At 72.4% G+C, this 22,557-nt stretch carries 20 protein-coding genes; 9 read left to right on the plus strand and 11 right to left on the minus strand.

What is annotated here, in order from left to right; translation table 11 throughout:
* Position 1 precedes the first annotated feature (1 nt).
* Positions 2-1,210: a substrate-binding domain-containing protein gene (locus WMR31_RS05525; RefSeq protein WP_340537779.1), complete on the plus strand. Its 1,209-nt coding sequence runs from the start codon at positions 2-4 to the stop codon at positions 1,208-1,210.
* Between the two features lie 85 nt (positions 1,211-1,295).
* Here WMR31_RS05525 and WMR31_RS05530 read toward each other — a convergent pair whose 3' ends face one another.
* On the minus strand, positions 1,296-1,949 hold the full coding sequence (locus WMR31_RS05530; RefSeq protein WP_340537780.1) for a VTT domain-containing protein: 654 nt from the start codon (positions 1,947-1,949) through the stop codon (positions 1,296-1,298).
* 94 nt (positions 1,950-2,043) lie between these two features.
* Here WMR31_RS05530 and WMR31_RS05535 point away from each other — a divergent pair, with 94 nt between their 5' ends.
* Positions 2,044-2,922 (plus strand): hypothetical protein, encoded by an 879-nt coding sequence (locus WMR31_RS05535; RefSeq protein ID WP_340537781.1) that lies wholly within the window; start codon positions 2,044-2,046, stop codon positions 2,920-2,922.
* A 54-nt stretch (positions 2,923-2,976) separates the two neighbouring features.
* Here the strand turns inward: WMR31_RS05535 and WMR31_RS05540 are convergent, their stop codons facing one another.
* Genes WMR31_RS05540 through WMR31_RS05560 form a run of 5 tightly spaced genes read right to left on the minus strand, consistent with a single transcriptional unit; the run spans position 2,977 to position 7,016 of the window.
* Positions 2,977-3,666 carry a RibD family protein gene (locus WMR31_RS05540; RefSeq protein ID WP_340537782.1) on the minus strand — a complete coding sequence of 230 codons (690 nt, stop codon included), beginning with the start codon at positions 3,664-3,666 and terminating at the stop codon, positions 2,977-2,979.
* Entirely contained in the window at positions 3,639-4,583 is a 945-nt protein-coding gene (locus WMR31_RS05545) for a lysylphosphatidylglycerol synthase transmembrane domain-containing protein (RefSeq protein ID WP_340537783.1), read from the minus strand. Before WMR31_RS05545 ends, WMR31_RS05540 begins: the two co-directional genes overlap by 28 nt.
* On the minus strand, positions 4,538-5,611 hold the full coding sequence (locus tag WMR31_RS05550) for a glycosyltransferase (RefSeq protein ID WP_340537784.1): 1,074 nt from the start codon (positions 5,609-5,611) through the stop codon (positions 4,538-4,540). The genes WMR31_RS05545 and WMR31_RS05550 overlap by 46 nt, the downstream gene beginning before the upstream one ends.
* Positions 5,608-6,006, minus strand: coding sequence for a 6-pyruvoyl trahydropterin synthase family protein (locus tag WMR31_RS05555; protein WP_340537785.1), 399 nt, complete (start codon positions 6,004-6,006; stop codon positions 5,608-5,610). The genes WMR31_RS05550 and WMR31_RS05555 overlap by 4 nt, the downstream gene beginning before the upstream one ends.
* Entirely contained in the window at positions 6,006-7,016 is a 1,011-nt protein-coding gene (locus WMR31_RS05560) for a zinc-dependent alcohol dehydrogenase (protein ID WP_340537786.1), read from the minus strand. The genes WMR31_RS05555 and WMR31_RS05560 overlap by 1 nt, the downstream gene beginning before the upstream one ends.
* A gap of 135 nt (positions 7,017-7,151) precedes the next feature.
* Here WMR31_RS05560 and WMR31_RS05565 point away from each other — a divergent pair, with 135 nt between their 5' ends.
* Both WMR31_RS05565 and WMR31_RS05570 read left to right on the plus strand, forming a co-directional pair.
* Positions 7,152-9,332 carry a CDP-alcohol phosphatidyltransferase family protein gene (locus WMR31_RS05565; protein WP_340537787.1) on the plus strand — a complete coding sequence of 727 codons (2,181 nt, stop codon included), beginning with the start codon at positions 7,152-7,154 and terminating at the stop codon, positions 9,330-9,332.
* Positions 9,333-9,428: 96 nt separating this feature from the next.
* Entirely contained in the window at positions 9,429-9,833 is a 405-nt protein-coding gene (locus tag WMR31_RS05570) for a hypothetical protein (RefSeq protein WP_340537788.1), read from the plus strand.
* On the opposite strand, the gene WMR31_RS05575 is transcribed toward WMR31_RS05570, so the two are convergent.
* From WMR31_RS05575 to WMR31_RS05585, 3 genes are read right to left on the minus strand one after another with little or no spacing between them, the layout of a single operon-like run.
* A complete protein-coding gene (locus WMR31_RS05575; protein WP_340537789.1) occupies positions 9,806-10,471 on the minus strand; it encodes an anti-sigma factor family protein in 666 nt (221 codons plus the stop codon). The genes WMR31_RS05570 and WMR31_RS05575 overlap by 28 nt on opposite strands.
* Positions 10,468-10,977 carry a sigma-70 family RNA polymerase sigma factor gene (locus tag WMR31_RS05580; protein ID WP_445321604.1) on the minus strand — a complete coding sequence of 170 codons (510 nt, stop codon included), beginning with the start codon at positions 10,975-10,977 and terminating at the stop codon, positions 10,468-10,470. Before WMR31_RS05580 ends, WMR31_RS05575 begins: the two co-directional genes overlap by 4 nt.
* On the minus strand, positions 10,974-11,204 hold the full coding sequence (locus WMR31_RS05585; protein ID WP_340537790.1) for a hypothetical protein: 231 nt from the start codon (positions 11,202-11,204) through the stop codon (positions 10,974-10,976). The genes WMR31_RS05580 and WMR31_RS05585 overlap by 4 nt, the downstream gene beginning before the upstream one ends.
* A 176-nt stretch (positions 11,205-11,380) precedes the next feature.
* On the opposite strand from WMR31_RS05585, the gene WMR31_RS05590 reads away from it, so the two are divergent.
* Complete coding sequence (locus tag WMR31_RS05590; RefSeq protein ID WP_340537791.1) at positions 11,381-13,108, plus strand: hypothetical protein; 1,728 nt, start codon at positions 11,381-11,383, stop codon at positions 13,106-13,108.
* 1 nt (position 13,109) lies between these two features.
* Positions 13,110-13,823 carry a UPF0158 family protein gene (locus WMR31_RS05595; protein ID WP_340537792.1) on the plus strand — a complete coding sequence of 238 codons (714 nt, stop codon included), beginning with the start codon at positions 13,110-13,112 and terminating at the stop codon, positions 13,821-13,823.
* Here WMR31_RS05595 and WMR31_RS05600 read toward each other — a convergent pair.
* Both WMR31_RS05600 and WMR31_RS05605 read right to left on the minus strand, forming a co-directional pair.
* Positions 13,820-14,758 (minus strand): hypothetical protein, encoded by a 939-nt coding sequence (locus tag WMR31_RS05600; RefSeq protein WP_340537793.1) that lies wholly within the window; start codon positions 14,756-14,758, stop codon positions 13,820-13,822. The genes WMR31_RS05595 and WMR31_RS05600 overlap by 4 nt on opposite strands.
* Before the next feature lie 341 nt (positions 14,759-15,099).
* Positions 15,100-15,537: a universal stress protein gene (locus tag WMR31_RS05605; RefSeq protein WP_340537794.1), complete on the minus strand. Its 438-nt coding sequence runs from the start codon at positions 15,535-15,537 to the stop codon at positions 15,100-15,102.
* 259 nt (positions 15,538-15,796) lie between these two features.
* Between WMR31_RS05605 and WMR31_RS05610 the strand changes: the two genes are divergently transcribed.
* The 3 genes from WMR31_RS05610 (at position 15,797) to WMR31_RS05620 (ending at position 22,557) form a co-directional block, all read left to right on the plus strand.
* Positions 15,797-16,318, plus strand: coding sequence for an LppU/SCO3897 family protein (locus WMR31_RS05610; protein WP_340537795.1), 522 nt, complete (start codon positions 15,797-15,799; stop codon positions 16,316-16,318).
* Positions 16,319-16,440: 122 nt separating this feature from the next.
* On the plus strand, positions 16,441-16,938 hold the full coding sequence (locus WMR31_RS05615; protein ID WP_340537796.1) for an LppU/SCO3897 family protein: 498 nt from the start codon (positions 16,441-16,443) through the stop codon (positions 16,936-16,938).
* A gap of 93 nt (positions 16,939-17,031) precedes the next feature.
* The gene (locus WMR31_RS05620) at positions 17,032-22,557 is read left to right on the plus strand and encodes an ATP-binding protein (RefSeq protein WP_340537797.1); all 5,526 of its coding nucleotides are present in this window, start codon (positions 17,032-17,034) and stop codon (positions 22,555-22,557) included.

The following is a 22,557-nucleotide window of genomic DNA, read 5'->3' on the forward strand; positions in this document are numbered from 1 at the left end:
CATGTCCAGTACCAACCTGCCGATGCGTCGGTTCGTGGCGCCTCTCCTCGCCGTGGCGGTCGTGCTTCTTGGCGCGTGCGCGGCACCCGGAGGGTCCGACTCGGGTTCCGACACCGACAAGGGCGACGCCTCCTCGCTCGACCAGGCCGCCTACGACAAGGAGGACGCCGACCGCACCGCCACCTTCGAGGGCGACCCGGCGCAGCCATACCTCCAGTACCTCCCTGGCGGCGAGATGGTCGACCCCAAGCCCTACGCCCGCACGACGCCGGGCAAGGTCTGCTTCTCCAACGCCTCGCTGAGCAACGTGTGGCGCCAGACCGGCTGGATCACGATGTACGAGCAGTACAAGGTCCTCAAGGACCAGGGCGTCATCTCCGATCTCGTCATGCGCGATGCCCAGGACGACGAGAACACCCAGGTCTCCGACATCGACTTCCTCATCAAGGAAGGCGACTGCGACGCGTTCATCATCGCCCCCGCCACCGTCGAGGCCACGGCGTCGGCCATCGGACGCGCCTGCGAGACCGGCAAGCCGGTGGTCGTGTTCGACCGCGGCACCACCGAGACCTGCATCACCAGCTTCGTGCACTCCATCGGCGGCTACGCCTGGGGCATCGACAGCGCCTCCTTCCTCGCCGACCAGCTGGAGGAGGGCGACACGGTCGTGGCGCTGCGCACCGCTCCGGGCGTCGACGTCTTCGAGCAGCGCTGGGCCGCGGCGACGAAGATCTTCAAGGACGCCGGCCTCAAGGTCACCGACCACATCACCGGCGCCGACCCGGCGGAGATCAAGTCCGTCATGGCCGATGAGCTGACCTCCGGTGAGGTCGACGGCGTGTGGGTCGACCTCGGCGACCAGGCGGTCCCGGCCATCGAGGCGTTCCAGGACGCCGGCATGGACATCCCCGCGATCACCGGCGAGGACAACATGGCCTACCTGCGGGCCTGGGACGAGCTGGGCTTCAACGGCTTCGCCCCGGTCTACTCCAACTTCCAGTGGCGCACCGCCCTGCTCGCGGTCGCCATGCTCTTCCAGGGCGAGGAGATCCCGAAGGACTGGACCGTCCCGCAGACCCCGATCACCAGCGACGAGCTGCCCGAGGTGATCAAGGCCAATGCCGAGATGCCCGACGTGCACTCCGCCCGCTGCGGCTGCGAGGACATGCCCAGCTTCCCCGGCCCCTGGGTCAGCCGGAAGACGCCGTAACCGACAGATCCCTCTCGACCCTCGGCCCCTGCTACAACCCCCCGTAGCGGGGGTCGAGGCCTTCGGGCGTGGCTGGCGCCGCGCCCTACCCCGACACCCCGGTCAGGCGGACCGGGGTGTCGGCGTCTCCGGCTGCGGGAGCGCGGCGCGAGCGCCGCAGCGCGAGCCCCGCTGGGATCAGCGAGAGGGCCACCACGGCAAGCGTCATCACCTCGACGTGGGCCGCGATGAACGGCACGCCCCCGAGGAGGTGGCCCGCGGTCAAGATGCCCAGCCCCCACAGCACGGCGCCGAGCAGGTTGAAGACGACGAAGCGCCGGTACGGCATCGCGGCCACGCCGGCGACCGGCGGGGTGAAGGTGCGCACGATCGGGACGAACCGGGCCAGCACGATCGACTGCGCGCCGTGCCGGACGAAAAAGTCGTGCGCCCGCTCGGCGTTCTTGCGGGAGAACAGGCGAGAGTCCGGACGCGTGAAGAGTCGCGGGCCGGCCCGGCGGCCGAGCGCGTACCCGAACTGGTCGCCGAGGAAGGCCGCCGCGATGACACCTGCCGCGACGAGCGCGAAGGGCACCTGGAGGGTGTTCGCCGCGAGGAGCACACCTGCGGTGAACAGCAGGGAGTCACCGGGCAGGAAGAAGCCCACGAGCAGGCCGGTCTCGGCGAAGACGATCGCCATCAGCACCAGGATCGCGAGCGGGCCGCCGAGGCCGGCCAGCGTTGCGGAGAGGTGGATCATGCTCCGACGCTAGGAGCTCCAACCTGCCAGCCACCTGACCGCCGTGGCCCGCATCGGTGTTGCGGGCGCCCGTGCGGTGCCGTTGGCTGGGGGCGTGCGCGGCTACCGGTACACCAACCTGACCAGTGCGCTGCGCGATCGCGACTCGCCGCTGCGACGCTATCTTGATGAGCGGTTCCCGAAGGTGCGGGTCCTGCAGGCCGACTATCGCGCCAAGTGTGGGCCGCTGCTGGTGGACGGTGGGAGCGCCGACCCGGCCACGCTCGGGGCGGCGTTCGACCTCGAGGTCCGCTTCCGGCTCGATCCGGCCGAGCCGCCCACGATCGCGGCGCTGGGTTTCGCCGACCGGCCCGAGCGCGTGCGCACCGTCGTGGAGGTGATGCGCACCGGCCGCGACGCCGTCGGTCGCGGCGACGGCGACCTGCTGGCGCGCGCGTGCTGGGCGCTCGCGCTGTGCACCGAGGTCTACCGGGTCGGGGTGCGTCGGGCCTCGCCGCTGTGGGGGCTGCTGGAGCGTGATCGGTTCACTGCCTCCGCGCTGCTCGCCCTCGCGCCGGCCGACGCCGTCCGGCAGCTCGCCGAGCTGCGCGATGTCGCCGCCGGCCGCCTGCTGCCGCACCTCTCGGCGCCCTACGCGCTCGGGCCGACCTTCGACGGCTCGAGGCTGTGCGCGGCCGACGCCGACCTGATCGCCGACGGACTGCTCCTGGACCTCAAGACCCGCCTGGGGGCGAAGAACCCGCGCACGGGCCGGCGCTCGGACGGCCTGCCCCGCCTCGACGTCTACCAGCTGCTCGGCTACACCTTCTTCGACCACTCCGACGACTACCGGATCGACGCGATCGGGATCTACTCGGCCCGCTACGGCGCACTGGTCACCTGGCCGCTGCAACACGCGCTCGACGTCCTGGCGGGCGAGCCGGTCGACGTCCGGGCCGCGCGCGAGCGGGTGTGGGAGCTGCTCGGCGAGTAGGGCGAGCACGTGCGAGCCGGGCGGCGCTGGCGCACCCCGGCATTGATCTGCGCGCTACCTCACACATCGCTCCGAGAGCGCGTACCGCAACAACGCGACGTCGCCGACCGGGCGGGTCTCGACGAGCTCCGCCCGAGCGCCCGGGCACCACGGGAAGGAGCCGTCGCTGACGAATCGCGGCGCGCGGGAGTCGCCGACGAAGAAGGGCGCGACGACGAGGTGGAGTTCGTCGGCGACGCCCGAGGACAGCACCTGGGTGAGGACGGTGCCACCGCCCTCGACCAGCAGCCGCCGGACGCCGCGCGAGCCGAGGTCGGCGACGAGATGGCACATCTCGACCGTGGTGCCCAGAGAGACGACCTTGGCCGAGCAGCCGACGAGGTTCTCGAGGTCACAGACCCGGACCTCGGGGCAGTAGACGAGCTTCTCGCCGTCGCCGCGGGTGAAGAACCGGGAGTCGGGGTCGAGGTCGCCGCGGGAGGTCAGGGTGACCTTGATCGGGTGAGGTGGGAGACCGCGGTCGAGTCGGCGACGGCGTCGCTCCGCGGAGCGGATGAGCAGCCGGGGGTCGTCGTTGCGGACCGTGGCCGCGCCCACCAGGATCGCGTCGCAGCCGGCGCGGACGTCGTCGACCCGGTCGAAGTCGGCGTCGTTGGACAGCAGCAGCCGGGTGTCGTCGGCGCTGTCGAGGTAGCCGTCGAGCGACATGCTGCAGCTCACGAGTAGGTAGGGCCGCTCGTCCATGTGGGCTCTCCCTTCGCCTGGATCCACCGATTCGCCGTCGGAGCCGAGGTGACCGGGTTGTTCGGGGCCGCACGCAAGATCAGCATCCCCGGAAGAGTCGCCACAAGCGACATGACGCCGTAAACGACCGCCACCTCGACACCGGCCGCCGCGCCGAGGCCGGCTGCGCCGAAGGCCCACGCGGCCGCGCCCTCACGCGGCCCCCAGCCGGCGACGCTGACCGGGATCGCGGAGGCCACCAGGACCAGCAGGGCCAGCGCGAGCAGGTGCGGTGCGGACGCGGTGACCCCGGCGGTCCGCGCGGCGACGAGGAACACCAGGACGTGACCGCCGGCCGCGAGCGCCGAGAGCACGGCCACCTCCGCCCAGGCCCCGGTGAGCGCAGCGGCGACCTCGCGGCGGGCGCGGCTCAGGCTCAGCAGCACGAGCCCGGCCACCATGAGCGCCCCCAGCACGGCGAGGACCCAGCCCCGCAGCGCCGTCGGCAGCAGGGGGACGGCGGCGACGGCCAGCGCCACCTGCGTGACCTGGCCACTCGCCCGGTCGATCGCCACCGACAGCAGGCCGCGGCCCACGGCGCCGGCGTCCTGCCCGTGCCGGTAGCCGCGGTGGACGTCGCCGAGCACGCCGCCGGGGAGGGTGGCATTGAGGAACTGGGACCGGTAGTAGGAGCGGTAGGCCGACCGGAACGACATACCGACCCCGAGCCCCGACGCGATCAGGCACCACCGGCGTGCGGAGCATCCCGTCGTCGCCGCGGTGACGACGAGCGCGAACGCGAGCGCCCGCGGATCGGTGTGCACCAGGCCGTCGAGGAACGGACGCGCGCCGAGCCGAAGCGCGAGGACGATCAGGATCGCGGCAGCCGCGATCAGCCGGATCCGCGCTCCGAGCGTGCGTGAGTCGATCGCCGACACCTCCCCTCGTCCGCTTCTACGGCGCCCGCGGCGATCCGGTTCAGTACGTCGTGGACGACCGTCGCGGTCGCGTCCCAGGTCCCCAGACTCCGTCGGCGCTCGGCCGCCGCTCGCCGCCAGCGCGCCCGGACGTCGGCTTCGCCGAGCCACGCCCGCAGCGCCCTCGCGAGCGCCGCCGGATCGCCGACCGGGACCAGGGTGCCCGGCAGCGAGCCGTTCTCGGTGCGGCCGAGCGCCTCTGCCTGGCCGCCGACGTCGGTCGCGATCGCCGGGAGCCCGCGGGCCAGGCCCTCGGCCAGCGCCATGCCGTACGACTCGCGGTGCGAGGCAGCGATCACCAGATCGCTCGCCGACCGCAGCCCCTCGAGAGCGGCCGGCGGGAGCGGGCCGAGCAGCCAGACCCGGTCGGCCAGGCCGAGCCGGCGCAGTCGGTGCCGCAGCGCGGCGACGTAGGCGGGTTCCAGGTCGAGCGCGCCGGCGCACCGACAGGTCCACGCGAGATCGCGGACGGCGTCGAGCGCACCGACCAGGTCGTCGTACCCCTTGGCCGGCGTGACCGGGCCGACGCACAGCAGGTCCGCGCCAGCGGCGGAGCCGGCAACCGGCGGGCCGGCGGCCACGCCGGGGACCGCCACGTGGACGCCGTCCGGGGGCACGCCGAGCGCGAGCACCGAGCCTCGGGCCCAGCCACTCGTGGTCACCACCGCCGCGACCGCTCGCAGCACCGCGGGCTCCGCGGGCCCCGAGCCAGGCATGTGGAGCAGCACCGCCGCGCGAAGGCGTCGACTCTCGGCGACCAGGACGTCGGTCGTCGAGGCGACCAGGCCGTCGACCAGGACCGTGGCGCCGTCGGGCAGCGACCCGACCACCGACCCGAGGGCGACCTCTCCGACCCGGTGCTCCCGCGTCGGCACGCCGCGCCGCGCGAGCTCATCGAGCACGCGCCGGTCGTAGACGTTGCCGCCGCTGGGTCGCTGAGCGTCGTCGATGCCGTCGGGCACGACGACGTGGAGGGTCGGCACGGTCACAGCGCCCGCTGGTAGCTCGCCCGCGCCACGTGCGACTCGTGCAGCGTCACCTCGATCCCCGCCAGGGCCTGGCCGCCCGGCCCGAGGTCGCCCCCGGCAGCGCGTTCGGCCAGCCGATCGGCCACCCAGCGGGCCAGGACCTCGGTCGTACTGTTCTGCCCGGCGACCAGGTCCTCGTTGTCGAGGTTGCGGTAGCGGAGCCGGTCGAGGACCTCGCGCACCACGTCGGTGGCCCGGCCGATGTCGACCAGGATGCCGTCGGCGTCGAGCTCGGGCCCGGCGAAGCCGGCATCGACGACGTAGGTCGCGCCGTGCAGGCGTTGCGCCGGTCCGAACACCTCGCCGCGCAGGCTGTGCGCGATCATCACGTGGTCGCGGATGGTGACGGTGAACATCAGTCCTCCCCGTGGGTGTCGGTGTCGGGGTACTCGACGACGTGGCACAGGCCCGGCAGGCCGCCCGAGGCGATCCGAGCCAGCACCGCGGGCAGCTCGTCGAACGGCGAGGAGCCGGTGAGCAGCGCGTCGAACGCTGGATCGTGGAGCAGGTCGAGGGCCAGCGTGAGCCGGTCGCGATGGCTGCGCGAGCCGCGGCGGGCCGGCGCGACCGACCCGACCTGGCTGCCGCGCAGGGTCAGCCGCCCGGAGTGGAACGCCTCGCCGAGTGGCAGGGCGACCTCCTGGTCGCCGTACCAGGACAGGTCGAGGACGGTGCCCTCCGGCTCGACCAGCTCCAGGCTGCGCCGGAGTCCGGCCGGCGTGGCGCTGGTGTGCACGACCAGGTCGCTGCGGCCAGGGCTCACGTCCGGCGCCGCGAATCCGACGCCGAGCGCCGACGCCACCTCGGCCCGGCTCGGATCGACGTCGAGGACCATCACCTGCACGCCGGGCACCCGCGCCGCCAGTCGCGCCACGCAACAGCCGACCAGCCCGGCGCCGACCACCGTGATCCGGTCTCCCAGCAGCGGCGGTATGTCCCACAAGGCGTTGAGCGCCGTCTCGACGGCGCCGGCCAGCACGGCCCGCGCCGCCGGCACGCCGTCGGGTACGGGAACGACCGCGCTCGCCGGTACGACGTACGCCGTCTGGTGCGGGTGCAGGCAGAAGACCGTGCGCCCGACGAGGCCGTCCGTCCCATCATCTGGCGCGCGCTCGACGACGCCGACGCTGAGGTAGCCGTACTTCACCGGGCCGGGGAACTCGCCGTCCTGGAAGGGCGCGCGCATGGTGGCGCGCTGGCTGGCCGGCACCCGGCCGTTGAAGACGAGCGACTCGGTGCCGCGGCTGATCCCGGAGTGCACGGTGCGCACCAGCACCTCGCCGGCGCCGGGCTCGGGCAGCGACACCGGCCGGATCTCGCCGCGTCCCGGCTCGACGATCCAGAACGCGCGCGCCCGACGAGCCACAGTGGTCTCCTTCGTGTCGGGTGGATCTGAACTGAACCCGCGCCCTGTCCCTTCCGTGTTGTCAGTAGTTGGCCAGTAGTTGGCCAGTAGTTGGTCGGTAGCAGGACACGCTACTGAGGTCGGTACGGAGGTGCGATGGGTTCGGTTCACGGCCACGTCCGCCTCGGGCCGGCCGACCGGGTGACGGCCGTGCGGGCGGGCCTCGCCTGCGTCGTCGCGATCCTCACCGTGCGCGGGCTGGTGGACCCGTTGTCGGCGAAGACGGCGGCGGTCCTGGTTGGGGTGAGCGCCGTGGCCCTCCTGCTCGACGCCGTCGACGGCTACGTCGCACGCCGTACCGGGACGGCGAGCGCGTTCGGCGCCCGGTTCGACATGGAGACCGACGCCTTCCTGATCGCGGTGCTCAGCGTCTACGTGGCGCCGAGCCTCGGCTGGTGGGTGCTGGCGATCGGGGCGATGCGTTACGCCTACGTCGCGCTGGGCCGCGCCCTTCCGTGGCTGCGGCGTCCGACGCCCCCGCGCTACTGGGCGAAGGTCGTCGCCGCGATCCAGGGCATCGCGCTCACCGTCGCGGCCTCCGGCGTGCTCCCGGAGCCGGCGGTCCGCCTCGCGCTCGTGGTGGCCCTGCTCCTGCTGCTCGAGTCGTTCGGACACGACGTGCTCTGGCAGTGGCGGCACCGGGCCGATCCCGCCGACACGCCACTGCCGGCGGGCACCACGGCCCCGTCGCCGCGACTGGTCACCGCGATCGCGATCGCCGTCGGGTGGATCGCGCTGGCGCCGCCGCACGTCGCCGACGGCCTCGCTCTCGGCGACTTCGCGCGGATCCCGGTCGAGGGGCTGGTGGCGGTCGCCGTCGCGGTGCTGCTCCCGGCGTGGGGCCGGCCGGTGCTGGCCGTGGTGCTCGGTCTCGCGGCCACGGCGTTGGTGGTGCTCCGCGGGCTTGGACTGGGCTTCGACGTCTACCTGGGCCGCTCGTTCCACGTGCTCGGGGACTGGCCCTCGCTGCCGAAGGGCTACCAGCTGGTCCGCGACACCCGGGGCGGGCTCGTGGCCGGGCTCGCGGTCGCCGCAGTGGCCGCCGTCGTGATCGCATTGGTCGTTCTCCTCACCTGGGCGGCGGGGCGCGTCGCTCGCGCCGGCGCCGAGCACCCGCGGGCGACGTGGCGCTCGCTCGCCGTGCTCGGCACCGTGTGGGTCGTGTGTGCCGCGTTCGGCGGGCCGCTGGACCGGGTCGCGGCCGCCGGATCCGCGGGGCTGGTCGTCGACACCGTCGACCAGGTGCGCGCCGACCGCCACGACACCGGCGTCTTCGACCGGCTGCTGGCCGCCGATGCGTTCGCCGCGACGCCGGGCGACGACCTGCTCCGGGGCCTGCGCGGCAAGGACGTCCTGCTGGTGTGGTTCGAGAGCTACGGCCGGGTCGCGCTCGAGGACAGCTGGTTCGCGCCGTCGGTGGTGCGGGTCCTCCGACAGGGGAACCGCGGGCTGGCCGCGGCCGGCTACCACTCGCGCAGCGCCTTCCTGACGTCACCGACGTTCGGTGGGAGCAGCTGGCTGGCCCACTCCACCTTCCAGTCCGGCGTCTGGACCGACAGCGAGCAGCGCTACGGGCAGCTCCTCGAGAGCCACCGGCTCAGCCTCACTCGCGCGTTCGGCGACGCCGGCTGGCGCACCGTCTTCTCGGTGCCGGCCAACACCACCGACTGGCCCGAGGGCGCCGCGTACTACGGCTTCGACCGGCTCTACGACTCCCGCGACGTCGGCTATCACGGCCCGCGCTTCGGCTACGCGACCATGCCCGACCAGTACACCCTCGACCACCTCCGCCGCACCGAGCTCACCGCCGGCGACCGGCCACCGGTGTTCGCCGAGGTCGACCTGCTCTCCAGCCACTATCCCTGGACGCCGCGGCCCCCGGAGATCCCGTGGGCCGATGTCGGCGACGGCTCGGTCTACGACGGCCTCACCGCGAGTGGCGGTGCCGCCGATGGCCGCGATGCGCAGACGGTCCAGGCCGATTACGCCGCGTCGGTGCGTTACACCTGGCGAACGCTCATCTCGTTCCTGACCACCTACCCCGACCCCGACCGGGTCGTGATCATCGCCGGCGATCACCAGCCGAACTCGTACGTGACCGGACCGAACGCCGGGCGCGACGTGCCGATCACGGTGCTGTCCCAGGACGCCGGGGTGATCCGGCGGATCAAGGCCTGGGGCTGGCAGCCCGGGATCCTGCCGTCGTCCGGTGCGCCGGTCTGGCCGATGGACGACGTCCGCGATCGCTGGCTCACCGCCTTCGGCACCGCCCGCTGATCGGCTCCAGCCCGACTGAACCACCCGGCCGTGCCGTCCGTGTTCCCTTCAAACAGGAGACGGGCCCACGAGATGGGCGAGAGATCGGAGTGTGCGATGGGCATGCGAGTCATCGGTGCGCTGGCCGCCGTGGTGACGGCGGCGGTGCACCTGTATCTGTGGTTCGACGGGGTGCGGGATCAGGGCACCGTCGGGCAGCTGTTCGTGGTGAACGTGGTGGCCGGCGTCGTGATCGCCGTCCTCCTGGTCACCTGGCGCAGCTGGATCCCGCTGTTCCTGCTGGCCGGCCTCGGGGCCACCACGTTCGCGGCGTTCGTCATCTCCGCGACGGTGGGCCTGTTCGGCATCCACACCGGATGGAGCTGGTACGCCTGGGTGGCGGCGATCGCGGAGATCGGCGCGGTTCTGATCGCGCTCGCGGCCGCCGCGGCGGAGGGCTGGCTGACGCCGTCCTCGGGTCACTCGCGGGCGGTTCACTCCTCGAGTCGGAGCACCGGGTAGCCGGACGCGGTCCGCACAACGGCGGAGGCGATGTCGTCGGGAGGGATCGACGTCGCCATGGTCACCTCGATCTCCCGGCCGGGTGCTGTGCGCCAGGTGCCGGCCTGCTCGGAGTGACCGTCGGTCGAGGTCACCACCAGCACATAGCTCGCAGCACCGGACACCGGGCCCTCGTAGGTGCAGGTGAGGTCGATCCGGGTACCCCACGGCCGCTCGGTGAACGACACCCAGCCGCTCGAGGCCGTCCCGGTGCTCTCCATCCGCTGGGCCGAGGTGAGCTCCGGCCCCGAGTCGCGCAGGGTGGTCCCGATCCCGACTCCGACCAGTGCGATGAGCACGGCCGCCGCCGCCACGATCGATGCGACCACGGTGCGGCGCCGGCCCTGCGAGCGCCGGGCCCGCGCGAGGACCGCCGGCAGCAGCGTGTCGGGCAGGGGCTCGACCGGCGGCAGCTGCTCGACGGCGTCCGGGTCGACCCGGCCGAGCAGTCCCGGGAGGCCGGCCAGGTCGCGCAGTCCCGCCGAGCACGCGGGGCAGTCGGGCAGGTGGCGTTCGTACTCGGCCCGCTCCCGGGCACCGAGCGCGCCGAGGACGTAGACACCGTCGAGGTAGGAGTACTCGCAGCCGGCCTGGGTCATGACGCCATCCCCATCTCCTCGAGGATCAGTCTGAGCGCGCGGAGCGCGTAGTGGGTGCGGGACTTCACGGTGCCCTCGGGAATGTCGAGACGAGCTGCGGCCTCGGCGACCGACCGGCCGCGGTAGTAGCACTCGACGAGCACGGCGCGGTGGTCGTCGGAGAGCTGCCGCAGCGCGTCGGCGACCACCCACGACAGCAGCAGCTCGTCGGTGCCGTCGGTGACCTCGACGAGGGGCGGGTCCGCGGTGGCGAACTCCCGCAGCCCGCGCCGCGAACGCCACTCATCGATCACGATGTTGCGGGCCACGGTGAACAGCCAGGACCGGACCGACCCCTTGGACTCCTGGAGGACGTCGGCATTGCGCCAGGCGCGCAACATCGTCTCCTGCGCGACGTCCTCGGCGCGTGCCCGATCGTGGCCGGTCAGATGCAGGCAGAAGCCCCACAGAGCACCCGCGTGCTCGTGGTAGAGGGCCTGCATCGTCGGCGCCGGGTCGTCGTTCATCCGTGCCTCACGGAAGGGGACACGTCGCCGGCGTCCGCATGGTTCAACGCGACCGCCGCGCCGCTCGCCGGGGCCAGATCGCTGCGCGGATCCGCGTCGCAGCCGAACCAGTAGACCTGTCGGTCGGCCAGACGATCGGCCGGCCCGACGACCACTCCGACGACGGGGGCGCCGGGGAGCACGCCGACGACGGACGCCGGCCCGGGCGCCCGTCGCGCGCGGTCCATCCGGTCAGCCTAGGGCCGTGACCCGCTGCGAGTGGTCCTTCAGCGATCGGCGTCCCTTGAGACCAAGGGGACCGGACGCCACCTCGACGTACCGGTCCAGCAAGGCAGGACCTGGCCGTTGGGTCCGTGACGGCCGCTGACGGCGATCGGTGGCAGCACTGGCCTAGGCTCGCTGCGTGGCGAAGAAGCGAAAGGGCTCCGATCGACGTCGCCAGCCCCAGACCCGTCGAAAGCCGACGACCGAACCCGCGACCGGCCCCGAGGACCTGGCGGTCTTCGACGCGCTCCGCACGGCCCTGCGCGCCGACGGACCGCTGGATCTGCTGGCGAACGCCAGCGCCTTCCTCGAGGTGACAGATCCGCAACGACGTGACCCTTTCGCGCCCGAGGCAGCCGGGACCAGCCTGAACGAGCTCGTCGACTCGTTCATCGGGACGCCGTACGCCGAGACCACGGCCGTGCTGACGGCGCTGCGGGTGCTGACGACCGACGAGCTTCTCGCCAAGCGCATCGCCGTCGCGCTCAGGACCCGTCGCCACCCGATGCCCGACTGGCTGACCGGCATCGAGGACGCTCGGCTCGAACCAGAGGTGTGGTCCCTGACCGAGGCGCTCGGTGATGGCGAGGACTACCTGCTCGGCGTCGCGCTCCCCTCGGGCCACGCCCTGGCCGCGCTGATCTACGTCGACCACAACCTCGGCACCGCGGTCAAGGACGCGTTCGTCGTCCCCGACAGCCTCGGCGTCATGGCCGAACGGATGCGTGAGCTGCTCGACCCCACCCAGACCCTGTCGCTCACCGACCCCGCCGCTGCGCGCGCCGCCATCGAGGACGCGATCACCACGAGCGCGATGCTCTACCCGCCACCCACCTCCGACAGCTGGCCGATGTGTCGACCGCTGATCGAGTGGATGGTCCGGATGCTTCCCGCCGGAGCGGGGGTGGCCAAGCGGCAGGAGTGGACCGAGGAGGAGACCCAGGCGATCGCCGACGACTTCTTCGACTCACGCTTCGGGGGCCCCGTCGACCACGACGACGGGCGCGATCTCCTCGACAGCCTGCTCTGGTTCGGCACCGACTACGGATCGGGCGATCCGTATCGGTGGAGTCCGGTGGTCGTGGAGATCGTCCTGACCGACTGGTTCCCACGTAAGGTCCAAGCCGACCGGGCGTACCTGGCCAAGATGCCCGACGTGCTGCGCGCCTTCGTCCGCTACTGCCATGACCGAGCCGGGCTGGCCGGCGACCTCACGACTCAGACCCTGGCCGCGATCGACCATCACGAGGTGCACTACCTGGAGCAGATCGGGAGCCGCCACCGAAGGACCGGAATGCCGGTGGCCATCGAGGCTCTCCTCGGCCAGGCGGGCTTCGCTGATCCCGGAACCCGACTCGACCGCCTCGCCGACCATGTCGGAGGGCGCGACGCGCTGGAGGCTCTCGATGACACGCCGTTGCCCGACGAGGACTTCGACTGGGGCGGTATCCGCGACGACATCCGCCCGGTGGTGGCCGAGATCCTCGTCCACGCCGACGAGGCGGCGACCTCGTTGTTCGACGTCGAGCACCGCACCGCCCTGCGACGCCTGCTGGCCCGAGTGGCGCGCGAGGATCCGACGGTACTGGCTCGCAAGGCCTCGACGGTGCGCAGCGCCGCAGCGCTGACGTGGGCGATCGCCGCGGGCAACCGGAGCATCGGTGAGACGACGCCGATGACGACGAAGAGCCTGCTGGCCCACTTCGGTGTCGGCCCTGTCGCCGATCGGGCTGGCACCCTGCTGCAGGCGGTCGGCATCCCGCGCCGGCACCAGCGCGACCTCTCACTCGGCGACCCTGCGCTCCTGGTCTCCCGGCGACGTGCCTCGCTGATCGAGTCTCGGAACGGCCTGGTGGACCCTGGCTGAGGTGAAGGCTCACGAGCGGCTACGGGTGATCGTATTGAGCGGCGCCGGCGAGGAACTGGTGAGTGTGCTGGGTTCCGACGGCTGGTCCGACTACCCGCTCCAGTTCGTCGGCGACGGGCTCCTGGCCGCCGTCCGAGACGAGGTTGCCGGCGCCCCCGATCTGGCCAGGGAGTGCCGGCGGCGGCTGGAGGATCGGATCTGGACCGGCGATCGGGAGCTCGCCGAGGCGTTGGCCGCCGCCGTCGGCGATGGCCCCGACCCCGACCTCCGCGAGCTCGCGGTGAGCCTGGAGGAGTTGGCCGAGGTGCTCGAGGGCGACCCGGTCCACGGCGGCGGGCGGATCGATCGGCAGACCGGCGAGGTGTGGCCTCAGTCGGCCACCGACGACCTCGAATTCCGAGGCGACGAGGAGGAGGACGAGGACGACGAGGACCGATGGCTCTACGTCGAGTCCGAGGGCTCGCGCGACGGCTACCGCGACATGGAGCTGTTCATCGCCGACGTCGAGGAGAGCGACCCCGCCTTCGCCGAGGAGCTGTCCCGCGCGCTCGGCGGCCGGCGCCCGTTCCGACGCTTCGGGGACGCCGTGTGGCGGCGCCCGGAGCAGCTCACCCGATGGCAGTGGTTCAGCAACGACCGCCACCGCGGCCGGGCCCGGCACTGGCTGGCCGTCGAGGGCATCACTCCGACGCCACCTTCATCAGTGATTGCCTAGCCTCCTTCGGGGACGTCCCCGTAGTCGTAGAGCTGCCCGGGAAGGATCGTGAGGTCGTCGTCGACGCCCTCGCGATAGTCGAGGAGGGGATGGACCGGCTCCAGGAAGTCGGGCTTGACGAGGACCAGGCCACGAGAGTCGACGCACGTGAGGTTCGAGGCCGGAGCGTCGACGTCGTCGGGTTCCACGTTCTCGTCGAGGGGTGACCCGGTCAGGTTGACCTGCTGTCCTTCGAGGGCGTCTCGGGCGGTGCCGTCGAGCACCGCACCGACGCAGTCGAGCTCGCCCGCGGGAGAGTCGACGGCGGATCGGAACAGGTGTGCCGGATCGGGTCCGGCCGCGGTGCCGCCGGACCCCGTCCAGGCGAACAGATCCGGCGACTGGGCGCGCAACAGCGTCATCGAGCCGTAGTACCAGCTGTCGACGAATGCGCCGAACAGGTGCGGAGATTCTAGATCGCGCTCGGCCGGGGGGAGACGCACACACCCTGGATCCTCGCGGGGTTCGAGCCGAACGCAGACGACGTGGGGATCGGTCCGCTCGCCCGTCGGGTCCGGGAGCTCGTCGAGGTGGACCTCCATGACCCACTGCTCGCCGCCGACCCGCACGCGCGTGTGCTCGGGCGTGTGCGCCACCTCGACCGGCGCGTGCAACGCCAGAGTGGACGCGAAGGTCGCGGTGTACTCGCGGTCAGCGGCACCCTCGACCCGCTCGGTCATCGCCTTGCCGTCCGACGCGGTCCACGCCCCGACGTCGCGCAGCGGCGGCGTCCACTCTGCATAGGCGTCGGCGTCGATCTCCAGCGGCGCGCTCGGATCCCCGATGGGATCGGCCCCGGCTTCGACGGTCCCTGGGTCGACACTCCCTGGGTCGACGGCCCGGTCGGGCCGCATGCCGTCGGTCTCGAACCCGTCGACCAGGCCGCAAGCGGACATGACTAGGACGGTGCACACCGCCGCGAGGGGACGCCATGGTGTCATGCGTGTGGGGGGCACCCCGCGAGAGAACCACGACGGCGCCGGCTCGCGCAGGACTTCGTACGGATCAGCCCGGTGAGCCTGAGCCTGGAGCCACCGATTCTCGCCTGCTGCGCGCCACCATATGGGCACGCTGGCGGCGTTGCGGCCGCTCGACGGTCAACCAGAACGCCCGCGCGACCGCGCCTTGCCATCGCGCCCGTCTGATGACGCGCAGCAAACGCCGACAATCGGTGGATCCAGGCTGAGTTCGCGGCGAGCCGGCGCTCCACGCGCCGACTCACCTCAGCAGGGGGCGGCTACTTCTTGGCGCGGGTGTTGGCGATGTAGACGTCGCACGAGGCGCGGACGGCGACGTCGCGCGCCACGCTGCCGAGCACGCGGGCGGGGCCCTGGACCCGCTTGTTGCCTACGACGATGAGGTCGGCCTTCACGCGCTCGGCCTCCTCGACCAGTGCCTCACCCGGCTTGCCGCTCGCCGCCGCGGCGACCATCTGCAGTCCGGGGAAGTCGGGCCGTAGCGCGGTGACGACGTCGGAGGCGACCGTCAGGGCGTCCTGCTCGGTGCTGAAGTAGAACTCCTCGCCACCGAGCTGGACCCGCTCGGCCTCGAACTTGCCGTAGGCCGAGATGACCCTCAGCTCGCCGCCGAGACTCACCGCCAGCTCGGCGGCCTTCCGGGCCGCCGCCAGGGCGGTGTCGCTGCCGTCGACGCCGGTCAGAATGCGCTTGGTCACGATGAGTCTCCTTCTGTGGCTCCATTGCCAGGGTCAGTGCCGGGGTCAGTCTGACACCGATCGGCTCCCGTGCGCCTCCCGACGCCACCGGGGAGGCGAGGTTCGCCCGTCACCAGGCCCCAAGACGACCGGCCACGGAGATTCCGCGACGGATCGGACCGATCGGCACTAGTCTTCGCGCGGGTCGACGGTCGCCGAGGCGGACGTCGGAGGTGTCTCGGGCGGCATGGACCAACGACCGGCACGACGGGGGAGACTGATGTTGCGAGCACTGACGAAGAGCGTGGCGGGGCGGGCCATCGGCCTGGCGGTCGTCGCGGTACTCCTGGCCGCGTGCAGCGGGTCCTCGGACGACGACAAGCAGGCCGGGCAGAACGACGCTGCCGAGGCTGCCGAGGTCGGGGACTGCCTGAACCTGTCCGGCGTCGCCGTCAACGCCGGCTCCGAGGCCATCTCGTGCGACGACCCGACCGCGACCTATGTCGTGACCGCCACGGACGGCACGTGCGACGAGTACGAGGTGGAGTACTCGATCAGCGCCGCCGGCGAGTCCAAGGAGGTCGCGGCCTGCCTGACCTACAACGCCAAGGTCGGAGACTGCTTCGTCGACAGCACTCTCGCCACGCCGGCGAAGAAGGTCGCCTGCCAGGGCGAGGGCGCCGACATCAAGGTCCTCGCGTTCGACGACAACTCCTCGAAGGCCAAGGAGTGCCCGAAGAAGACGACGTTCTCCCTGCCGAACAAGACCCGCAACCAGTTGCTCTGCTTCGGCAAGGTCTGATTCCTCCCGGCTTCGGTCGTTTCGCCGCGCAGCGGCGCCGAGCCACGTAGCGTTCCCGCCGGTCGGCAGTTCGCCGCCGCGAGACGAGGAACGAGATCGGGACCAAGACGATGCTGGGTGGAGTGCTGCGCAAGGGAGTCGGTGTGCTCGTCGCCGCCGGGATCGCCGGGGGTGGGTACTCCTACTTCGGCAAGGACGACGTGCCCGACGACGCCGCTCGAAGTGCCCAGATCGGCGACTGCCTCAACCTCACAGGGACCTCCTTCAATGCCGCTTCGGAGGCGATCTCCTGCGACGACCCGGGAGCGACCTATCTGGTGACCGCCACCGGCGGTACCTGTGACAAGCACGAGGACGAGTACACGGTCACCTACACCGGGGTCGGCGCTCCGAGCGACGTCAAGGTCTGCCTGACCGTCAACGCCAAGAAGGGGGACTGCTTCTTCGTCAACCCCACGATGCCCGGGCCGATGAAGAAGCTCCCGTGCAAGCGGTCCAACGTCAAGGTCGTCGCGGTCAAGCACAAGACCGCCAACCCGAAGGCGTGCCCCAAGAAGAAGGACGTCTACGGCGTGGGCAACAAGACGCGGGGCCAGTTGGTCTGCTTCACGCGCGTTTGACGCGGCCGCATCAGCCGGGGACGACCCGGCTGGCCGTCCGCGTCGACACGAGGTGACTCGTCCGTAGCCTCGAACAATGGCAGGGTCTGCTCCGTGCCCGGGTTGAAGCGTGTCGCCATCGTCAACCGTGGAGAGGCCGCCATGCGGCTCATCCACGCCGTCCGCGACCTCAACGCGCGGCCCGGCCCACAGCACGACGAGCCGATCCGGACCATCGCCCTCTACACCGATGTCGACGCCGGCGCCGCGTTCGTGCGCGAGGCCGACGAGGCCTACCTGCTCGGTCCGGCGTCCGCGCGGCCCTACCTAGACCTCCCGGTGCTGGAGAAGGCGCTGCTGGAGACCGAGGCGGACGCCGCGTGGGTCGGCTGGGGCTTCGTGGCCGAGGACCCCGCCTTCGCCGAGCTCTGCGACCGGATCGGGGTCACCTTCATCGGTCCGAGCGCGGAGGCGATGCGCCGGCTCGGCGACAAGATCGGCTCGAAGCTGATCGCCGAGGAGGTCGGGGTGCCGGTGGCGCCCTGGAGCGGCGGCGGCGTCGACAGCCTCGAGGACGCTCTCTCGGCGGCCGAGCGGATCGGCTACCCGCTGATGCTCAAGGCCACCGCGGGCGGCGGCGGCCGCGGCATCCGCAAGGTCACCACGGCCGAGGAGCTCACCGACGCCTACCAGCGCACTCGCGACGAGGCCGAGCGCGCCTTCGGCAGCGGCGTGGTGTTCCTCGAGAAGCTCGTCGACGGCGCCCGGCACGTCGAGGTCCAGCTCATCGCCGACGGCCAGGGCTCGGCGTGGGCGGTCGGCGTCCGCGACTGCTCGGTGCAGCGCCGCAACCAGAAGGTGATCGAGGAGTCGGCCTCGCCCCTGCTCAGCGAGGAGGCGACCGCCGAGCTCAAGGCAGCCGCCGAACGGCTCGCCATCACCGTCGGGTACGCCGGCGCCGGCACCGTGGAGTTCCTCTACCACCCCGGCGAGCGCACCTTCGCCTTCCTGGAGGTCAACACCCGGCTCCAGGTGGAGCACCCCATCACCGAGGCCGTCACCGGGCTCGATCTGGTCGCCCTCCAGCTGCACGTCGCCGGCGGCGGCCGCCTCGACGGCGAGCGCCCGCTCGAGCGCGGCCACGCCGTCGAGGCGCGCCTGAACGCCGAGGACCCCGACCGCGACTTCGCCCCGGCGCCCGGGCGGATCGCCCGGCTCGAGCTGCCCGCCGGCCCCGGCATCCGGGTCGACACCGGCGTCGGCGAGGGCGACACCATCCCGGCCGACTTCGACTCGATGATCGCCAAGATCATCGCCGTGGGCGCCGACCGCGACCAGGCGCTCGCCCGGCTGCGGCGCGCGATGGACGAGACCACCGTCGTCATCGAGGGGGGCGCCACCAACAAGAGCTTCGTGCTCGACCTGCTCGACCAGCCCGAGGTCGTCAGCGGCGAGCCCGACTGGGCCGACACCGGCTGGATCGACCGGGTCCGCGCCGAGGGCCGCCTGGTCTCCCAGCGCGGCTCGGGCATCGCCCTCGTCGCGGCCGCGATCGCCGCCTACGAGGAGGAGGAGCGCGCCGAGATCGCCCGTTTCCTCGACACCGCCCGTGGCGGCCGGCCCCAGGTACAGCACAAGCCCGGCCAGCAGATCGAGCTCAAGCTGCGCGGAGTCACCTACCCGGTCACCGTGTGGCAGACCGGGCCCGAGCGCTACCTGGTGCGCGTCGGGGACGGCGCGGACGCCGTCACCCTCCCGGTCACCCTCGACCGGCTCGACGAGGTGCACTCCCGCATCACCGTCGCCGGCCGCCGGCACCGCCTGGTCTCGGCCACCCACGGCCCCGTCCACCTGGTCGAGGTCGACGGCGTCACGCACCGGGTCAGCCGCGACGAGGGCGGCGTCGTCCGCTCTCCCGCGCCCGCGCTCGTGGTGGCCACGCCGGTCGCGGTCGGCGACGAGGTGGCGGCAGGCGCGCCGGTGCTGGTGCTGGAGTCGATGAAGATGGAGACCGTGATCGCCGCCCCGTTCGCGGGCCGGATCAAGGAGCTCCTGGTCCGCACCGGCGGCCAGGTCGAGACCGGTGCCCCGATGCTGCGCCTGGAGCCCACCGGCGACGGCGACGACGACGCCGCCGGGGGAGCCGTCGACATCGATGCGCTCGACCTGCCGAGGGCCGACGCCGAGAGCAGGACGGTCGCCCAACGCGGCGCCGAGGCGCTCGCAGAGCTGCGGGGCCTGGTGCTGGGCTACGACAGCCCCGACCCCGCCGCGCCGCTGGCCGACTACCTGGCCGTCCGCGACGAGCTGGCCCGCGACGGCGTCGAGGTGCGCCAGGCCGAGCTCGACCTGCTCGACCTGTTCGCCGACTTCGCCGAGCTCGGCCGCAACCGCCCCGCCGACGCCGACGAGCACACCGAGCTGCGCGTCCACTCCTCCCGCGAGCACTTCCACACCTACCTGCTCAGCCTCGACCCCGATCGCGGCGCCCTGCCCGACCACTTCCGCGACAAGCTCGCCACCGTGCTCGCCCGCTACGGCGTCGACGAGTTCGAGCGCACCTGCGACCTCGAGGAGGCGGTGTTCCGGATCTTCCTCGCCCAACGCCACACCGCCGACCTCGACAGCGCGCTCGGTCTCCTCCAGCGCTGGCTGGCCGAGCCGCCGCCCACCGGGGACGACGCCGTCCGCACCCGCGCCGTCCTGGAGCGGCTCGTGCGCGCGACCCAGCTGCGCTTCGCAGCGGTCGGTGACCTCGCCCGCTCGCTGCGGTTCCGCTGGTTCGACCAGCCGCTGGTCGACGCCGAGCGCACCACCGTGCTCGACGGCGTCGCCGACGAGGTCGAGGCGCTCACCGACCCTGACGCCCCCGACCGCGACGCCCGGATCCAGGCGCTGACCGCCATCCCCGAGCAGCTGGTCGCCTTCCTGCGCGCCCGGCTGCGAGACGGGCTGCCCGACACCGAGCCCTTGCTCGAGGTGCTGATCCAGCGGCACTACCTGGAGGCCGACCTGCACGACCTCAAGGTGACCGACGTCGACGGGCGGCCCCTGGTGTGCGGCGAGTACACCGCCGACAAGGGCCCCACCCGCGTGGTCTCGACCATCGCCGACGTCACCGAGCTCGAGAGCGGCGCTCTCGACGCGCTGCTCACCGAAGCCCTCTCGCCCGAGCACGACACGGTGCTCGAGCTCTACGTCCGTTGGCCCGACCCGCCCGCCGACCCGGCTGTGCTCACCGCCCGGATCGAGGAGCTTCTCGACGGGCGTCCCTTCGTGCGCGACTCGGTGCGCCGGCTCTCGGTCGCCGTCTGCCCCGTGGCCCCCGGAGGCGGTGACGAGCTGCCGGTCGACTACGTGACCTTCCGGCCCGTCGACGAGTCGGGCGGCGACGGGACCGTCCGGCTCGCCGAGGACACCCTGCTGCGCGGCATGCACCCGATGGTCGGACGACGACTCAACCTGTGGCGGCTGCGCGAGTTCGACGTCACCCGGCTCGAGGCGCCCGAGGACGTGCTGCTCTACGAGTGCGTAGCCCGCACCAACCCCGCCGACCGGCGCCTGGTCGCGCTCGCCCAGGTGCGCCAGCTCGCCGTCATCCGCGACGAGGAGGGCCGCGTCGTCGGCCTGCCGCACGCCGAGCGCGCGGTCGAGAACTGCCTGGAGGCGATCCGCCGCGTGCGCACCGCCCGCGGGCGCGGCGGCGCCCGACTCGACCTGAACCACGTGTGGGTGACGGTCTGGCCGGTCATCGACGCCGACCTCGACCAGCTCACCGCGCTCCAGGGCAAGATCACCCCACTCAGCGAGGGCGCGGGCCTGGAGGAGGTGCTCGCGGTCGGCCGCGTGTCCGGGCCCGACGGCACCCCTGAGCCGCTCGCGATCCGGTTCCACGCCCGGCCCGGCGCCGGCGTCGTGGCCGACATCGTCGAGCCGCCGACCGAGCCGCTGGCACCGATCGACGAGTACACCGGCAAGGTCCTGCGCGCCCGCCGCCGCGGCCTGGTCTATCCCTACGAGCTCGAGTCGGCCTTCGCAGGCGGCGGCTCGGTGGTCGAGCACGACCTGAACGACGAGGGTGAGCTGGTTCCGGTCGACCGCCCGCGCGGCGGCAACCGCGCCGGGATCATCGTCGCCGTCGTCAGCACCCCGACGCCGCTGCACCCCGAGGGCGTCACCCGCGTGGTCCTGTGCGGCGACCCCACCAAGGCGCTCGGCGCGCTCGGCGAGGCCGAGTGCACCCGGGTGATCGCCGCGATCGACCTCGCCGAGCGGATGGGCGTGCCGGTGGAGTGGTTCGCCGTCTCGGCCGGCGCCCGGATCTCGATGGAGAGCGGCACCGAGAACATGGACTGGGTGGCGGCCGCGCTCAAGCGGATCGTCGAGTTCACCCAGACCGGCGGCGAGATCAACATCGTCGTCGCCGGGATCAACGTCGGCGCCCAGCCGTACTGGAACGCCGAGGCCACGATGCTCATGCATACCCGCGGCATCCTGGTGATGACCCCCGACAGCGCGATGGTGCTCACCGGCAAGCAGTCGCTGGACTTCTCCGGCGGCGTCTCGGCCGAGGACAACTTCGGCATCGGCGGCTACGACCGCGTCATGGGCCCCAACGGGCAGGCGCAGTACTGGGTGCCCGACCTGGCCGGAGCCTTCGGCGTCTTGATGTCGCACTACGAGCACACCTATGTCGCACCGGGCGAGTCCGGGCCGCGCCGGGCGCCCACCAGCGACCCGAGCGACCGCGACATCACCTCCTACCCTCACGGCGGCGACTTCGCGACGGTCGGCCAGATCTTCTCCGCCGAGCACAACCCCGACCGCAAGAAGCCCTTCGACATCCGCACGGTCATGCGGGCCGTCGCAGACTCCGACCACGAGGTGCTCGAACGCTGGGCCGGCATGGCCGACGCCGACACCGCCGTGGTCACCGACGCCCATCTGGGCGGGCACCCGGTCTGCCTGATCGGCATCGAGTCCCAGCCGGTCTCGCGCCGCGGCTTCCCCCCGACCGACGGCCCCGACACCTACACCGCCGGCACCCTGTTCCCGCGCTCGTCGAAGAAGGTGGCCCACGGGATCAACGCGGCCTCGGGCAACCGGCCGGTCGTCGTCCTGGCCAACCTGTCGGGCTTCGACGGCTCGCCGGAGTCGATGCGCAACCTCCAGCTCGAGTACGGCGCCGAGATCGGCCGGGCGATCGTGAACTTCGACGGACCGATCGTCTTCTGCGTCATCTCGCGCTACCACGGCGGCGCGTTCGTCGTCTTCTCCAAGCGGCTCAACCCGCGGATGACCGTGCTCGCGCTCGAGGGCTCCTTCGCCTCGGTGCTCGGCGGCGCCCCGGCAGCCGCGGTGGTGTTCTCCGGCGAGGTCGACAAGCGGGTCGCCGCCGACCCGGCCGTCACCGAGCTCGAGCAGCGCATCGCGGCCGCCTCGGACGCCGAGCGCGGCGCCCTCGTCGTCGAACTCGCCGACCTGCGCGCCACGCTGCGAGCCGACAAGATCGCCGAGGTCGCCGGTGAGTTCGACGGCGTCCACGACATCCACCGGGCGGTGGAGGTGGGCTCGGTCGACGAGGTCATCGCCGCGGCCGACCTGCGTCCCAAGATCATCGAGGCCCTCGACCGCGGCTGA

Origin of the sequence: Nocardioides epinepheli (assembly GCF_037936805.1) — a bacterium.
GTDB lineage: Bacteria > Actinomycetota > Actinomycetes > Propionibacteriales > Nocardioidaceae > Nocardioides.

Bases quoted from the DNA above. Each gene is read 5' to 3' on its own strand.
- WMR31_RS05540 (WP_340537782.1), bottom strand. From the start codon at position 3,666: ATGGACGAGCGGCCCTACCTACTCGTGAGCTGCAGCATGTCGCTCGAC.
- WMR31_RS05585 (WP_340537790.1), bottom strand. From the start codon at position 11,204: ATGGACCGCGCGCGACGGGCGCCCGGGCCGGCGTCCGTCGTCGGCGTG.
- WMR31_RS05600 (WP_340537793.1), bottom strand. From the start codon at position 14,758: ATGTCCGCTTGCGGCCTGGTCGACGGGTTCGAGACCGACGGCATGCGG.
- WMR31_RS05610 (WP_340537795.1), top strand. From the start codon at position 15,797: ATGTTGCGAGCACTGACGAAGAGCGTGGCGGGGCGGGCCATCGGCCTG.
- WMR31_RS05580 (WP_445321604.1), bottom strand. From the start codon at position 10,977: ATGAACGACGACCCGGCGCCGACGATGCAGGCCCTCTACCACGAGCAC.
- WMR31_RS05575 (WP_340537789.1), bottom strand. From the start codon at position 10,471: ATGACCCAGGCCGGCTGCGAGTACTCCTACCTCGACGGTGTCTACGTC.
- WMR31_RS05565 (WP_340537787.1), top strand. From the start codon at position 7,152: ATGGGTTCGGTTCACGGCCACGTCCGCCTCGGGCCGGCCGACCGGGTG.
- WMR31_RS05570 (WP_340537788.1), top strand. From the start codon at position 9,429: ATGGGCATGCGAGTCATCGGTGCGCTGGCCGCCGTGGTGACGGCGGCG.
- WMR31_RS05555 (WP_340537785.1), bottom strand. From the start codon at position 6,006: ATGTTCACCGTCACCATCCGCGACCACGTGATGATCGCGCACAGCCTG.
- WMR31_RS05525 (WP_340537779.1), top strand. From the start codon at position 2: ATGTCCAGTACCAACCTGCCGATGCGTCGGTTCGTGGCGCCTCTCCTC.
- WMR31_RS05530 (WP_340537780.1), bottom strand. From the start codon at position 1,949: ATGATCCACCTCTCCGCAACGCTGGCCGGCCTCGGCGGCCCGCTCGCG.